The 13712-nt window shown below is 47.6% G+C and carries 15 protein-coding genes; 12 read left to right on the top strand and 3 right to left on the bottom strand.

Annotation, left to right across the window (positions count from 1 at the left end):
• Positions 1-21 precede the first annotated feature (21 nt).
• From fabD to FIU82_RS08800, 11 genes are all read left to right on the top strand, one after another.
• On the top strand, positions 22-951 hold the full coding sequence (fabD, locus tag FIU82_RS08850) for an ACP S-malonyltransferase (protein ID WP_152440883.1): 930 nt from the start codon (positions 22-24) through the stop codon (positions 949-951).
• A gap of 12 nt (positions 952-963) precedes the next feature.
• A complete protein-coding gene (gene fabG, locus FIU82_RS08845; RefSeq protein WP_022945957.1) occupies positions 964-1710 on the top strand; it encodes a 3-oxoacyl-ACP reductase FabG in 747 nt (248 codons plus the stop codon).
• Between the two features lie 242 nt (positions 1711-1952).
• Positions 1953-2189, top strand: a complete 237-nt coding sequence (acpP, locus tag FIU82_RS08840) for an acyl carrier protein (RefSeq protein ID WP_022945956.1) — start codon at positions 1953-1955, stop codon at positions 2187-2189.
• An 85-nt stretch (positions 2190-2274) separates the two neighbouring features.
• Entirely contained in the window at positions 2275-3513 is a 1239-nt protein-coding gene (gene fabF / locus FIU82_RS08835) for a beta-ketoacyl-ACP synthase II (protein WP_152440882.1), read from the top strand.
• Positions 3514-3592: 79 nt separating this feature from the next.
• A complete protein-coding gene (gene pabC / locus FIU82_RS08830; protein WP_152440881.1) occupies positions 3593-4405 on the top strand; it encodes an aminodeoxychorismate lyase in 813 nt (270 codons plus the stop codon).
• On the top strand, positions 4405-5394 hold the full coding sequence (gene mltG / locus FIU82_RS08825; RefSeq protein WP_152440880.1) for an endolytic transglycosylase MltG: 990 nt from the start codon (positions 4405-4407) through the stop codon (positions 5392-5394). Before pabC ends, mltG begins: the two co-directional genes overlap by 1 nt.
• Positions 5384-6007, top strand: a complete 624-nt coding sequence (gene tmk, locus FIU82_RS08820) for a dTMP kinase (RefSeq protein ID WP_022945952.1) — start codon at positions 5384-5386, stop codon at positions 6005-6007. Before mltG ends, tmk begins: the two co-directional genes overlap by 11 nt.
• On the top strand, positions 6007-6906 hold the full coding sequence (gene holB, locus FIU82_RS08815; protein WP_022945951.1) for a DNA polymerase III subunit delta': 900 nt from the start codon (positions 6007-6009) through the stop codon (positions 6904-6906). The genes tmk and holB overlap by 1 nt, the downstream gene beginning before the upstream one ends.
• 13 nt (positions 6907-6919) lie before the next feature.
• Positions 6920-7246: a PilZ domain-containing protein gene (locus FIU82_RS08810; protein ID WP_022945950.1), complete on the top strand. Its 327-nt coding sequence runs from the start codon at positions 6920-6922 to the stop codon at positions 7244-7246.
• A gap of 34 nt (positions 7247-7280) precedes the next feature.
• On the top strand, positions 7281-8060 hold the full coding sequence (locus FIU82_RS08805) for a TatD family hydrolase (RefSeq protein ID WP_045978422.1): 780 nt from the start codon (positions 7281-7283) through the stop codon (positions 8058-8060).
• A gap of 19 nt (positions 8061-8079) precedes the next feature.
• On the top strand, positions 8080-9915 hold the full coding sequence (locus FIU82_RS08800; RefSeq protein WP_152440879.1) for a metallophosphatase: 1836 nt from the start codon (positions 8080-8082) through the stop codon (positions 9913-9915).
• A 3-nt stretch (positions 9916-9918) separates the two neighbouring features.
• On the opposite strand, the gene FIU82_RS08795 is transcribed toward FIU82_RS08800, so the two are convergent.
• Complete coding sequence (locus tag FIU82_RS08795; protein ID WP_045978420.1) at positions 9919-10236, bottom strand: hypothetical protein; 318 nt, start codon at positions 10234-10236, stop codon at positions 9919-9921.
• 302 nt (positions 10237-10538) lie between these two features.
• Here FIU82_RS08795 and FIU82_RS18645 point away from each other — a divergent pair, with 302 nt between their 5' ends.
• Positions 10539-10688 (top strand): hypothetical protein, encoded by a 150-nt coding sequence (locus tag FIU82_RS18645; RefSeq protein WP_172972724.1) that lies wholly within the window; start codon positions 10539-10541, stop codon positions 10686-10688.
• Positions 10689-10834: 146 nt separating this feature from the next.
• Here FIU82_RS18645 and FIU82_RS08790 read toward each other — a convergent pair whose 3' ends face one another.
• Together FIU82_RS08790 and rsmF are read right to left on the bottom strand one after the other, a co-directional pair.
• Positions 10835-11656 carry a polysaccharide deacetylase family protein gene (locus FIU82_RS08790; RefSeq protein ID WP_253946308.1) on the bottom strand — a complete coding sequence of 274 codons (822 nt, stop codon included), beginning with the start codon at positions 11654-11656 and terminating at the stop codon, positions 10835-10837.
• A 528-nt stretch (positions 11657-12184) separates the two neighbouring features.
• Positions 12185-13627 carry a 16S rRNA (cytosine(1407)-C(5))-methyltransferase RsmF gene (gene rsmF / locus FIU82_RS08785; RefSeq protein ID WP_152440877.1) on the bottom strand — a complete coding sequence of 481 codons (1443 nt, stop codon included), beginning with the start codon at positions 13625-13627 and terminating at the stop codon, positions 12185-12187.
• Positions 13628-13712: the final 85 nt, after the last annotated feature.

The following is a 13712-nucleotide window of genomic DNA, read 5'->3' as shown; positions in this document are numbered from 1 at the left end:
AACAAACGAAAAGAGCAGCATATGTCTGAAAAAATCGCAATTTTATTTCCAGGTCAAGGCTCCCAGAGCGTTGGTATGTTAACCGAGCTATTGGCTGAGTCGAGCACCGTGCAAGAGACCTTCCGTGAAGCGTCTGATGCCCTTGGCTATGATTTGGCTGACTTGGTACTTAATGGTCCACAAGACAAGCTAAACGAAACCCATCGTACGCAACCAGCACTACTGTGTGCATCAGTGGCTATTTTCCGCCATTGGCAACAGCAAACAAATCAAGGGCACGAGTTGGTGCTTGCTGGGCACAGTCTAGGCGAGTATTCAGCGCTGGTGTGTGCTGGGGTATTAAGCCTGGCCGATGGCGTGAAACTCGTAGAAAAACGCGGCCAATATATGCAGCAGGCGGTTCCTGCTGGCGTCGGCTCAATGGCTGCGATTATTGGTTTAGATGATGATGCAATTGCCAAAGCGTGTGCCCAGAGCGCACAAGATCAAGTGGTTGCACCGGTGAATTATAACTCACCAGGCCAAGTGGTGATTGCCGGTAACAAAGAGGCGGTAGAGCGCGCCAGTGAAGCCTGTAAGGAGGCCGGAGCGAAACGTGCATTGCCACTTGCTGTGAGTGTGCCATCGCATTGTGAGTTGATGAAGCCAGCGGCAGAGCAATTAAAGGCTGATTTAGATGCGTTGGCGTTGCAGGCACCTAAATACAGTGTCATTAATAATGTTGATGTCAGTGCCGAGCAAGACATTGAAGCAATCAAAGATGCCTTGGTCCGCCAACTGTATTCGCCTGTACGTTGGACTGAAACCATGCAAGCTATTGCAAAGCAGGGCGTGACACAAGCGTATGAATTTGGCCCAGGTAAAGTACTTACAGGGCTAGTAAAACGAATTGATAAATCAGTTGCATGCAGTGCAGTGAATGACATCGCCAGCATTGATGCAGCGAAATAAAAGAGAACAATGATGGCAAATTTATTTTCCTTAGAAGGCAAAGTTGTATTAGTAACGGGCGCCAGCCGAGGTATCGGTAAAGCGGTCGCTGAATTACTAGTAGAGCAGGGCGCCACGGTTGCCGGCACCGCGACCAGCGACAACGGTGCAGAGAAAATTTCTGCATACTTAGGTGAAAACGGTAAAGGCTACAAGCTAAATGTCACGGACAGTGATTCTATTGCTGACACGTTAGCGGCCATTAAAGCTGATTTCGGCGATCTTGATGTGCTTGTTAATAATGCCGGCATCACCCGCGATAACCTCTTAATGCGCATGAAAGACGATGAGTGGCAGGACATTATCGACACCAACTTGTCGGCTATTTATCGTTTATCGAAAGCGGTGTTACGGCCAATGATGAAGAAAAAGTCAGGGCGTATTATTAACATCGGCTCGGTTGTTGGCACCATGGGTAATGCTGGGCAAGCAAACTATGCCGCTGCCAAAGCAGGTGTTATCGGTTTTTCAAAATCCTTGGCCCGTGAAGTGGCTTCGCGCGGTATTACTGTAAACGTTGTGGCTCCAGGTTTTATTCAAACAGATATGACTGATGAGCTGACTGATGAGCAAAAAGCGGCTACGCTTGCCAATGTACCGGCAGGACGTTTGGGACACCCGTCTGAGATTGCCGCTGCGGTTTGTTATTTAGCCTCTGATGCGGGCGCATACGTTTCTGGTGAAACTTTGCATGTAAATGGCGCAATGTACATGGTGTAAAGGCTAAAACAGCCGTAAAAAGGTCGCAAAAACTCGGCTCAAAACGTTGAAGTTTTTGTGATCTTGCTTTAAACATACTTGAAATCGCTGTGAAAATGGGCGATAAAAGGGCAACTTTTGAATCTTAGAGGTTTGACCAGCCAAAAAACTCTGGGCAAATCCTTGAATCAGACAAATATGCTGCGTAAACTACGCCGCAATCTGAAAAATAACGCAATAGCGTTTAAATAAAGGAAAGAAGAATGAGCGACATCCAAGAACGCGTAAAGAAAATCATCGTTGAGCAGCTAGGTGTTAAAGAAGAAGAAGTAAAGCTTGAAGCGTCTTTCGTTGACGATCTAGGTGCGGACTCTCTTGATACTGTTGAGCTAGTAATGGCGCTAGAAGAAGAATTCGATACTGAGATCCCAGACGAAGAAGCTGAGAAGATCACTACAGTTCAAGCAGCTATCGATTACGTTACAGCTCACGCTGAGTAATCAACGCATTTCTATTTAAGGGCAGCATTCAGCTGCCCTTAGTCTATCTGAGACTCCCATCACATATTCCCTTTTGGAGGACACCGTGGCTAAACGTCGAGTCGTAGTGACTGGCTTAGGTATGCTAACGCCGCTGGGTAACGATGTAGCGTCTACCTGGCAAGGCTTATTAAATGGACAAAGTGGCATAGGCCCTATCACCCATTTTGATACAACAGATTTTGGCACCAAGTTCGCCGGTTTAATTAAAGATTTTGATGCCACTGATTACATGGCAAAAAAAGATACCAAGAAAATGGATTTATTTATCCAATATGGTATCGCTGCAGGCCTTCAGGCGTTGGACGATTCTGGCTTAGAAATCACCGAACAAAATGCTGATCGCGTTGGTGTAGCTGTAGGTTCTGGTATTGGTGGCTTGTCTCTGATTGAAGAAAACCACGAAAAGCTTTTAAATTTAGGCCCACGTAAACTGTCGCCTTTTTATGTGCCATCGACCATCATTAATATGATCTCTGGCCATCTTTCAATTATGAAAGGTCTGCGTGGACCGAATATCTCCATCGTTACTGCCTGTACGACCGGTTTGCACAATATTGGTCATGCAGCGCGTATGATTGCCTATGGCGATGCCGATGCCATGCTTGCCGGTGGTGCTGAAAAAGCATCCACGCCAATGGGTATGGGCGGCTTTAGCGCCGCACGAGCGCTCTCCACTCGCAACGACGACCCGCAAGCGGCATCACGTCCTTGGGATAAAGACCGCGATGGTTTTGTACTCTCTGATGGTGCAGGTGTGATTGTGCTTGAAGAGTATGAGCATGCCAAAGCGCGAGGCGCTAATATTTATGCTGAGCTCGTCGGTTTTGGTATGAGCGGCGACGCTTTCCATATGACTTCGCCGCCAGCGGATGGTGCTGGCGCCGGTTTATCAATGGCCAATGCTATAAAAGATGCGGCCGTGAACCCAGAACAAGTGGGTTATATCAATGCGCACGGAACGTCGACTCCTGCAGGTGATAAGGCAGAGACCCAAGCCGTGAAGAATGTCTTTGGTGATGCCGCCAATAAAGTCATGGTCGGCTCTTCGAAATCGATGATGGGCCACCTTCTAGGTGCGGCGGGTTCTGTTGAATCAATCATCACTATCCTATCGCTGCGCGACCAGCAGGTGTCACCGACCATTAATTTGGATAACCCGGACGAGGGCTGTGATCTAGATTACATTGCCCATACTGCGCGAGATGCAAAACTTGATTATGCACTGTGTAACTCGTTTGGCTTTGGTGGTACTAACGGTTCATTGTTATTCAAAAAAGTATAAAGTGAATCCCTAGTTACGGCGTAGACCGCACTAGGGCTATACTGGTACTATAAGCTCGGTTATGACCGAGCTTTTTTATATGGATAAAACAATAATAAACGGCCAAGTGGCCACTTCTTTAAGTATCAATGATCGTGGGTTGAATTATGGTGATGGTTTTTTTACCACAGCTAAGGTCAGCCAGCGTGAGGTTGAACTGTGGCCTTTGCATATTGCTCGGTTGCAACAGTGTGCAACTCGCTTAGGTTTCCCTGAATTAGACATAGCTGCGCTCGAAGGAGACGTAGATGCTTTAATAGCAATGGCTCCAAGCGATGACTATGTTCTTAAAATAGTGTACACACGCGGCAGTGGCGGGCGTGGTTATGCTCCTCCAACAGATGCCCACATCCAGCGTATTGTGCGATTAATGCCGTACCCCACTCAGTATCAAACATTGGCAGAGACCGGCTTGAGCTTGTCGATTGCGCAGACCCGTTTAGCACAGCAACCGCTGTTAGCAGGGTTGAAAACGCTTAATCGTTTGGAGCAAGTATTGGTGAAGCAAGAAGTCGCAAAAGCACCCAGTGATGATATGCTAGTACTTGATACAACCGATAATGTTATTGAGACTTCCAGCGCTAATTTGTTGCTGTATCAACAAGGCGAGTGGTTTACCCCAAAACTTGACCAAGCGGGAGTAAAAGGGGTGTATCTAACGCATTTAAGCCAACATTTAGCTGTGCGCGAGCGACGTGTAAACTTAGCCACACTCTTCAGTGTGGATGCCTTGTATTGCTGTAACAGTTTGATGGGAGTGATCCCTATAAAGCGCTTGGCGCATCACGACTACAATGTAGATATTAGTAAAAGCGTGCTCACCAAAGCACTGAATAATAAGGGATTGGGTTAATGTTACGGGTGGTCATATCGGTGTTGTTGTTAGCCATTGTTGCGACGGCAACGGGTTACTATCAAATTAAACAAGCTATGGTGGCACCACTGCATTTACCTGAATCTCAGTTGGTGGAGGTACACAGTGGCACCGGGTTCAACCAACTGTGCCACCAATGGCAGCAAAAGCAATGGCTTGATAGCTGCTGGCGGTTCCAAGTATTAGCCAAGCTTGACCCCACGTTAACTGATCTTAAAGCCGGACTTTATCAGCTCAACCCGGGCACTGCACTTGCCGCGTTTAGACAAATTAGCCAAGGCAAAGAGCACCAGTTTAGCTTCACCATTATCGAAGGCGATAACTTGCGCCAGGTGCTAAGTCGACTTCAGCGCGCTCCCTATATAGAAAAGCCGTTGCATTGGGGCGACGAATTTCTTGGAAAGCCACTGGATGAGCAGCTGGAAGGGCGTTTTTTTCCCGATACGTATCATTATCATGGCGGAGACCATGCCGTGCAGGTGCTGACTCGCGCCTATCGTAAAATGGAAATTGAATTAGACCAAGCGTGGCAGCAACGTAGTAGCAGTTCGCCACTCAATAGTGCTGATGAGGCATTAATTTTAGCCTCAATTATAGAGAAAGAAACCGGTGTTGCTGGGGAGCGGGCGTTAATTGCATCGGTGTTTGTTAACCGTCTTAACAAAGGCATGCGCTTGCAGACTGATCCTACGGTTATCTATGGTATTGGCCCTGAATTCGATGGCAATATTACCCGCGCCCATCTACGTGAAAAAACGCCATATAATACCTATCGTATTGATGGCTTGCCGCCTACGCCCATTGCTATGCCGTCAAAAGCGGCCTTAGTGGCTGCGGTGCAACCGCAACAATCAGACTATTATTATTTTGTCGCCAAGGGCGATGGCAGTCATCAGTTTTCAAAACGGCTTGAAGATCATAACCGAGCCGTACGTCAGTATCAGTTAAAGAGTCGAAATGACAGCTAAGTTTATTGTAATTGAAGGCCTTGAGGGGTCGGGAAAGTCGACGGCAATGAAAATTTGCGCCGACACGTTGGCGCGTGCCAACATTGACTATATTACTACCCGCGAGCCCGGTGGCACGCCCGTGGCTGAGCAGCTGCGCACTATTGTTAAACATGCAGAGAAAGAATCCATTAGTACGCAAACCGAGTTACTATTGATGTACGCTGCACGCTCGCAGCTATTGGAAAATGTGATTCGCCCGGCGCTTGCCAGTGGCCAATGGGTGCTTGGCGATCGTCACGATTTATCATCACAGGCTTATCAAGGTGGCGGTCGACAAATTTCTTGTGAAGTAATGAACTTCCTTAGCCAGTATGTACTGGCCGGTACTCGCCCTGATCTTACTGTGTATTTAGACATCGAACCTGCTTTAGGTTTGGCTCGTGCTCGAGGCCGAGGTGAGTTAGATCGCATCGAGCGTGAAGACTTAAGTTTTTTTGAGCGCACACGCGCGCGCTATCTTGAACTTGCTGAACAGGATGAACGCATTGTTGTTATTGATGCCTCTCAAGCAATTGAAAAAGTGCATCAGGATATTGAGCAAACGCTCTGTGAGTTTATAGCGAGACGATAATGTACCCATGGTTAAGTGCTATTGGGCAACAGTATGCCCGCCAGTTTGCGCAAGGGCGTTTGCACCACGCACATTTACTCTACGGTCCACAGGGCGTTGGTAAAAGGGCACTTGCTGAGTATTTAAGTGAGGCGCTGTTATGCCACCATAATGAGGGTATGCACCCCTGTGGACAATGCAAAAGCTGTCAGCTCAACCAAGCAGGCACACACCCAGATAGCTTAGTGTTGAGCGATGAGGGGGCCTCTATCGGGGTCGACAGTGTCCGTGCCATTAGTGATTTCGTGCATCACAGTGCGCAGCAAGGCGGGGCTAAATGTATCATTGTCCCTGAGGCTCAACGCATGACGGTGGCGGCCAGTAATGCTTTGTTAAAAACCTTGGAAGAGCCTAACGCGCACTGTTACCTGTGGCTATTAAGTTCAGACAGTGCCACGTTACCGGCAACGATTCTAAGCCGCTGTGCTAAGCAACACGTATATGTTGATGATGAGCATGCAGTGCAGCAGTGGCTAACTCACCATGCGGCGATGGCAATGGCAAGCGCCTTTGCAAAGCACTTTATCTCGCAACCTTTGTTACTAAAGCACTGGCAAGATAATGATGAGCTAGAGCAAATTCAAACCTTGTATCAGGCAGTTAGCCAGCTACAAAATGGCACAGATGGGCACAAGTTAGTTGATATTTTGACGCAAAACTCACAATATATTGCTATCTTTAGGCTGTTTGTCAGCCAATTTTTATTGCAACAGTCTCAAAAAGGGGCCAGTTTTGCGTCGCTGCAACGTTGTGAACAGCAATTGCAACGCTTTAGTGAAACGTTAACACAGACCTCAGGACTAAATATTACTTTGGCGGTGTCGCAGTTGCTGCGCACCCTAAGACGAGAATTCCAATAATAAAGGAGCCAATGTGCAAGAGCTACTTGTAGAATTAGACGATTTGGATGAGTTGTATCGTTGTTATATGCCTTATATAAAAAGTGGCGGCTTGTTCGTGCGCACCAACATGAATTACGAAATGGGCCAATCGCTGGCGCTACGCGTTACCTTGCCAGACTCGCTCGAAGACGATGTGGTCACCGGGAAAGTCGTATGGGTGACGCCGATTGGCGCGCAGAGCTCTAACCCCCCGGGTATCGGCATCGGTTTTATCGACGATAAGACGCATGTGCGCGACAAGATCGAAAAAATGCTCGGCACTATGTTAAACTCCGGCAATCCAACGTACACCATGTAAGGCCCAAGGCCTTACATCAACCAAGCAGTATTCCATGATTGTAGATTCGCATTGCCACCTCGATAAACTTGACTTTGATAAGCTAGACACAGACTTAGACGGTGTTTTACAACAGGCGCGAGAGCGTGATGTTGAACACTTTTTGTGTGTTAACGTGACCTTGGATAAATTTCCACAAATGCTTGAGACGATTGCTCCTTACAGCGATGTATCGGCATCTTGTGGGGTGCATCCATTGGACCAAAAAGACGCGCTCAATATTGACCAGCTCCGACAATTGGCTGCCAGTGATAAGGTCGTTGCCGTTGGTGAAACCGGTCTTGATTACTACTACAGTGCTGAAACCAAGCCAGTACAACTAGAGAGTTTTGTCGGCCACATTGATGTCGCCAACGAGTTGGATAAACCGCTTATTATTCACACCCGAGATGCGCGCGAGGATACCATTAACCTCATGCGCGAACACCACGCTGAACGCTGTGGTGGCGTGTTGCATTGCTTTACTGAAGATTACGACATGGCAAAAAAAGCCATGGATTTGGGCTTTTATATCTCTATCTCCGGAATTGTGACATTTCGCAATGCTGAGCAGTTACGTGATGTCGTTAAGCAAATTCCGCTCGACAGGTTACTGATTGAGACCGACTCGCCTTATTTGGCACCGGTGCCGCATCGTGGGAAAACCAATCAGCCTGCGTATGTGCAGGATGTAGCTTACTTTATTGCTGAGCTTAAAGGCATCAGTTATAAAGAGCTGGCAACGGCCACTACCGACAACTTTTATCGCTTGTTCAACCGTATTCCTCGGCGTTAATTAGGGTAGGGCCGGCGCAATGACATCGTTACCTGTGTTGCTTTTAGGCCCTGTGGTGCGCCGCGCTGAGAAACAGCAAATCCGCATCCAGCTGGCGACTTCCCAGGCGTTAGAGCCAGTGTTTAAGCTTCATCAGCACCCCAGTGAGCAACACACCGAAACACTGCGCCTGGGAGAGCATTTATACCTCCATAACTGTACCCTTACGCCAGTGAATGGCGCATTTAGTACCGATATCCACCTCGCTTACAGCCTGTATTTTGGTACTGAAGCCCATGATTTGAGTGATTATTGTTACGCTGATACCCGGGCGCCAAGTGTACTTATCCCGGAGCAACTGCGCTCTGTGCTTCATGGCTCCTGCCGCAACCCTCATCACTACAGTGAAGATGCCCTCGTGCAGGGCGATAAGTTAATGCAGCAAAGTCATAGTAATGCCGAGAAAAGATCTCAGCTGTTGCTCCTTAGCGGCGATCAAATTTATGCTGACGACGTGGCTGGGCCGATGCTGCTGGCTATCCACCAGCTGATTGAGCGTCTCGGCATTTATCGCGAGGGTGAGCAGCTGATAGCGCTCAGCCAACAAGTACAAGATGACTTGTATAATCGTGCTTGTAAATTGCCCCATACGCCATGGCAAAAGCGCTCGAAGTGGCAATTAGGCTATTGGCTGCGCCGCGACGAGCCGCACTTTAGTAGTGTCAAAAGTGCCAACCACTTAGTGCATTTTGAAGAATTCATAGCGCTTTACCTATTGAGCTTGGGGGCACCGTGTTGGCAACTAATCGACACCGAGCAACTTCAACTCAGTGACAGTCACCCCCATTACCAAACCTTCCAACAAGAGCGCACCCACGTGCTTGATTTCGCTGCCTCGCAGCCTTATGCGGCGCGGCTATTTGCTCATGTGTCGAGTTTGATGATTTTTGACGACCATGATGTGACTGATGATTGGAACCTTACCGCAAATTGGGAGCAAGCGGTGTATACCCACCCGGCTAGCCGTGCGATTATCGGCAACGCCATGCTCAGCTATGCGTTGTTTCAGGGTTGGGGGAACTGCGCCAGTGACACGCCATGGCCGTTCTTTGAGGCATTGAAAAAAGCCCGAGGGGATGGCTTTTGGCATTTAGCGCCACTGTATAAGCCATTATTAAACTACGACTATTGGCACTATGAATTGCCAACTAGCCCTAAGGTTGTGGTACTTGACACGCGTACCCACCGCTGGCGTAACGAACAAGATTTTAACGAACCTTCAGGGCTATTAGATTGGCAGCGACTACTGGAGTTGGAGAACAGTCTTCAGGGCTCGGAGCAAGTATTACTGGTATCGCCTGCGCCGGTATTTGGGGTTAAGTCCATTGAAGCTATTCAAGCTGTGTTTACTCTGTGTAATCAGCCGCTGGTGGTAGATTGTGAAAACTGGATGGCACATGAGGGATCAGCTAAAAAGCTGCTGAATATTTTCCGCCGTTTGGATACGCCCCAAGAAACCATTATTCTCTCTGGCGACGTTCATTATTCGTTTTGTTTTTCGGTGCGGGCGCGTTTCTCCGAACGAGAAAACCGCATTTGGCAACTAACCGCTAGCGGCATTAAAAACGAATTTCCACGAAAGCTGATTAACGTGCTCGACAAGCTTGATTCGATTTTGTACTCACCACGAAGTCCACTGAATTTATTCACTAAACGCTGGCAAATGAAAGTTGATAAACACGACACCACCTCGGGGCCACAAAAGCATTTGGTCAGTCATGCAGCGATTAGTCTAGTGGAGCTAGAACACGGCAAATTGTGTCGTTATCGACTGTTACACAGTGACGACAGTGTCACCGAATATGAGCTTGATTAGCCCTTAGCTACGCTGTAGGCACTGAATAATGCTTTGCGCCAAAACTAAGCTGGTTTGCGGTAAAGTGCTGAGAGAGTTTGCTAGCGGTTGATAGTTTTCGTCGCTGTTATTACAGGTATCTAGAAGAGTGAGCTTGGGCGCTGCAGCAGAATAGCTGCGCTGCTGTAAAAATGCGTAACTGTCTGAGTCTTTGCTGTATTTGGGCGCCACTTGCGCGTGCATTTGTGCATCAATACTGCGCTCAACCAAAATTGGAGGGATCACACCGATAAGACCAAATAGACCAAATGCGTACACTGTGTTTATTATTTTATCCTTCATCGCTGTTTTCCTCTGTGTTTGTAAAGTTTTCGCGGACATTGAAATTTTTATCAATGAATGTCGCTAAATAGCGACATTTTTCGTCTTTGCACGGTTAAGTATCAAAAACAGTGCCAACTTAGTTCAACGTGTTCTATTCGCGCTGATAATGGTGTGAAAGCTCCTGTTGGCGACCTGGATAAAGTGGCAAAAGCCCGGTTTTCGAATGTGTTGATGAAAAGGCCAGCAAAGTGCAAACATAGATTGGTGATGTACGCATTCCATTCGCTGAAGATGGTCAACCAGAGACTAAAGCACAAGTGATGCGCTTTGAAAATGGTGAAACAGTGATGCAGGGAGATATGACTATTGTGCTCAATAATGCCGTGGCGTTAGCAGATAAAGTAACTTACATATCGTCAAAGAGTGGTTTGATTGCAAAAGCAGATAAAGTGGCGGTTAACTTTAAGTGATTGGCAACGCTTTGACTAAGGTGTACGCATGCTCGCAGCATTAGTGCGAGCGATAAGACAATATAACTATCTGAGCTAGCTGAGGATATGGTCATAACTGTCAAAGTTCAGATTGGACGCCTTGTTAACCTGAAGTCCAACCGAAGTTAAGGAGCCGTACGATTACTGCGTACGTAGTCGGCGACCTCGCTGACGGTGCCCACCCAAAAGCCATTTTCGGGGTCGTTAATATACGCGAGCAGTTGCTCCAACGCTTGTGTGTCGACGGTATAAGGGCCCCGTTGGCCAATATCGTGGCCTGCTAAGATAACCCAGCTGTTATTTTCGCGATAGCGCTTTAGTAATTCTTTGATTTGCGCAAAACGCAGACCATCAATACGTATTCCAGTGAGCTGGGCAAAGTCGGTAAAATTGGGATTGTTGGCCGTCTCATCATTCCAAGTGCGGCCGGTATCAAACAGGGTCGCTACCAAGGGCACATAGCTTTGTGTGTCTTTACCCCGGCCAACAAAAGTATGACCACAGGGATAGGCAAACGCGCGAGGGGTCACACCTAAATGTTTCTTAAAATAGTGGTTAGCCTCTTTAATGTCGTTTTCTAACCAAGCTAGGGTGGTCTGCTCTAGAGACAGGCCTTTTTTACGCAGCCATTCAAAGTTACCAGAGCATAAATGGTGGCTTGTGTGATTGCCTAATTCATGGCCATTGTTAATCGCCGTTTGCCACTGCGCTAAGCGCTCAGCAATGGGCTCAGGTTGGGCATAGAAAGTCGCTTTTACTTGGTATTTGTCTAAAATGGCCATGCCTACATCAACTTGAGAGTGGCGACCATCATCAAAACTTAGACTGATGGCATTGGGCTTCCCATTGGGGTAGCTAAATCCGCTATAAAGACCGTTTGGTTGATCTTGGGCCTTTGCTTTTGCGTCACTCATTCCCAGTGCAGCACTCAGCATAGCAGTTACCAACAAAGCTCCTCGCAAAACCATAATAACTCACTCCCCATCAGAACCTTATGCCACTATATTAAGGGAGTGTGGGCGCGGCTAGAGGACAAAGGGTAAAAGCAAAAAATTTCATGTTCGTAGTGCCTTATTTGGGGAGACGGGCGCACTGTGTTGTTGCTCAGGTAAGGAGTAGACAGTCATGGGCGGCTAGACGTGCCCAAGCAACCTAAGGTTTAGGGAAGTAGCTTTAACTTTCAATGCTTTAAAATATTAGAGTCGGCTTTCAAAGAAGCATGAGGCGAAAAAATGCCCAGGACGAATCCGCATTGTCCTGGGCCCAGGGGAATGGCTCATGATGAGCCGTGCGCTAACTAATAAACTTTACACATTCATACGGGAGAAGCGAAAGTTCTTATAATTGTAGTTAACGCCGGGCGAAAATGGAAATAAAAACCTAGTATTAAATTACTATAAAAAACAACTTATTAACTAAACTCTGTAAATAATTGTAAAAAACTGGCCAGTGTTTCTTAACCGTTTATTACCAAGTTATACCCAAGTTATTAACTGCCCATCCATCACTAAATCGCGGGCCAGCGCATTCTTAATTTTCTGCCCTTGCCATTTACCTAAGCCTACGGGCGCGCCGTTAAGCGTGAGGATCACCTCACCTTTGTGCTTGCTCGGCTCATCTAAGCGGATATCCTGACCGTGAAAGTACTGCTGAGCTTGCTGTGGGTTTAGCGCCATGGTATTGCGCGTTGCATACTGGCCTAAACAGGTTGCGAACTCATGCTCTAGCCGCACCCCATTTCTGTGAGTGGTGCCTATTTGAATACCAATGCGCGAGTATTTAATGGCTGTAAATAATTGCTCATCGTCGATGTCGGGGAACAACCATATTTCCTTATCGCGTTGCATCAGTCGGCCAGCTAATTTATCCATGGCAAATTGTTGCTGCACATATTGCTGCAGTTGCTGTTGGGCCTTTTTCTCCATTGCCGTAAAAGGGAAGCGACCTTTTTTGGTTTTCGGCGTACAGCTACTTTGACTGCCCAATTTTTTAAAGCGGGCGATAAAGAAACCTTCACTATCGAAAAGCTGTGGCCACACATGTAAATAGCCTTGCTCAGTGCTGGCTTCATTGGCGTCAGGGAACAGCCCATGTAAGGGTTCAATCTCGATAAGCCCTGGAAATTGAGCGAGCAAATACTCGCATACCGCATGATTTTCTACCGGGGTCAGTGTACAGGTAGAATAAACTAGTGTACCGCCGGGTTTTAAAGCATGAAATGCGCTTTTGATCAGCGTTTTTTGTACGTCGCTAATATCAATATTGGATTGCAATGACCAGTTCTTTAATGCGTCTGGGTCTTTGCGCACGGTGCCTTCACCGGAGCATGGTGCATCGAGCAAAATGGCATCAAAGCTTTCCTGCATATAATCGCCGAAAACGGCACCATCAAAGTGCGATAAGCCAACATTGCGAGCGCCCACTCGTTTGAGTGTGGCACTGAGTGCTTTTAGCCGTGATGATGACAGTTCGTTGGCCACCAGCAAGCCTTGGTTATCTAATAGCGCCACTAATTGCGAGGTTTTACTGCCTGGTGCCGCCGCCATATCGAGCACCGTTTCAGCGCCTTCAAGGGCATCGGCTAGGGCCATCGGCGGCAACATGGAGCTGGCCTCTTGCACATAAATACAGCCACTTAAGTGAATGTCGGTGCGGCCAATGGGCAATGCCTGTTCTTCCTCTTGCGGGCGAGTGAGCCAAAATCCCTCAGGGCACCATGGAATAGCAGTAATGTGCCACTGTTTGTCGGCGCAATAATCGCGAAATGCTGCCACCGACATTTTTAATGTATTCACCCGTACCGCGCGCTTCAGCGGGCGTTGGCAGGCGGCAACGAAGTCTTGTAATTGCAAGTGTTCGGGGAGGTAGGACGCAACGTCGTCCAAAAAGGCATCGGGAATATAAGTATGCTTATCCATCGCGATTTTAACTACAGCGGCTGTGACGGTGAGCTATAGTTTATCGCATCCGCTTTGGCATTGCTTTGCTTTTTAAGCTGTCGAC

It is taken from the genome of Pseudoalteromonas sp. THAF3, assembly GCF_009363775.1.
Classification (GTDB): Bacteria; Pseudomonadota; Gammaproteobacteria; order Enterobacterales; family Alteromonadaceae; genus Pseudoalteromonas; species Pseudoalteromonas ruthenica.
Note: the sequence above shows the minus strand (reverse complement) of the source record. Positions and strands in the feature narration are given on the sequence as shown.

What these genes read in the sequence shown, in the direction of transcription:
- fabD (WP_152440883.1), top strand. Translation starts at nt 22, where the DNA reads ATGTCTGAAAAAATCGCAATTTTATTTCCAGGTCAAGGCTCCCAGAGC.
- fabG (WP_022945957.1), top strand. Translation starts at nt 964, where the DNA reads ATGGCAAATTTATTTTCCTTAGAAGGCAAAGTTGTATTAGTAACGGGC.
- acpP (WP_022945956.1), top strand. Translation starts at nt 1,953, where the DNA reads ATGAGCGACATCCAAGAACGCGTAAAGAAAATCATCGTTGAGCAGCTA.
- pabC (WP_152440881.1), top strand. Translation starts at nt 3,593, where the DNA reads ATGGATAAAACAATAATAAACGGCCAAGTGGCCACTTCTTTAAGTATC.
- mltG (WP_152440880.1), top strand. Translation starts at nt 4,405, where the DNA reads ATGTTACGGGTGGTCATATCGGTGTTGTTGTTAGCCATTGTTGCGACG.
- tmk (WP_022945952.1), top strand. Translation starts at nt 5,384, where the DNA reads ATGACAGCTAAGTTTATTGTAATTGAAGGCCTTGAGGGGTCGGGAAAG.
- holB (WP_022945951.1), top strand. Translation starts at nt 6,007, where the DNA reads ATGTACCCATGGTTAAGTGCTATTGGGCAACAGTATGCCCGCCAGTTT.
- FIU82_RS08805 (WP_045978422.1), top strand. Translation starts at nt 7,281, where the DNA reads ATGATTGTAGATTCGCATTGCCACCTCGATAAACTTGACTTTGATAAG.
- FIU82_RS08800 (WP_152440879.1), top strand. Translation starts at nt 8,080, where the DNA reads ATGACATCGTTACCTGTGTTGCTTTTAGGCCCTGTGGTGCGCCGCGCT.
- FIU82_RS08795 (WP_045978420.1), bottom strand. Translation starts at nt 10,236, where the DNA reads ATGAAGGATAAAATAATAAACACAGTGTACGCATTTGGTCTATTTGGT.
- FIU82_RS18645 (WP_172972724.1), top strand. Translation starts at nt 10,539, where the DNA reads ATGCGCTTTGAAAATGGTGAAACAGTGATGCAGGGAGATATGACTATT.
- rsmF (WP_152440877.1), bottom strand. Translation starts at nt 13,627, where the DNA reads ATGGATAAGCATACTTATATTCCCGATGCCTTTTTGGACGACGTTGCG.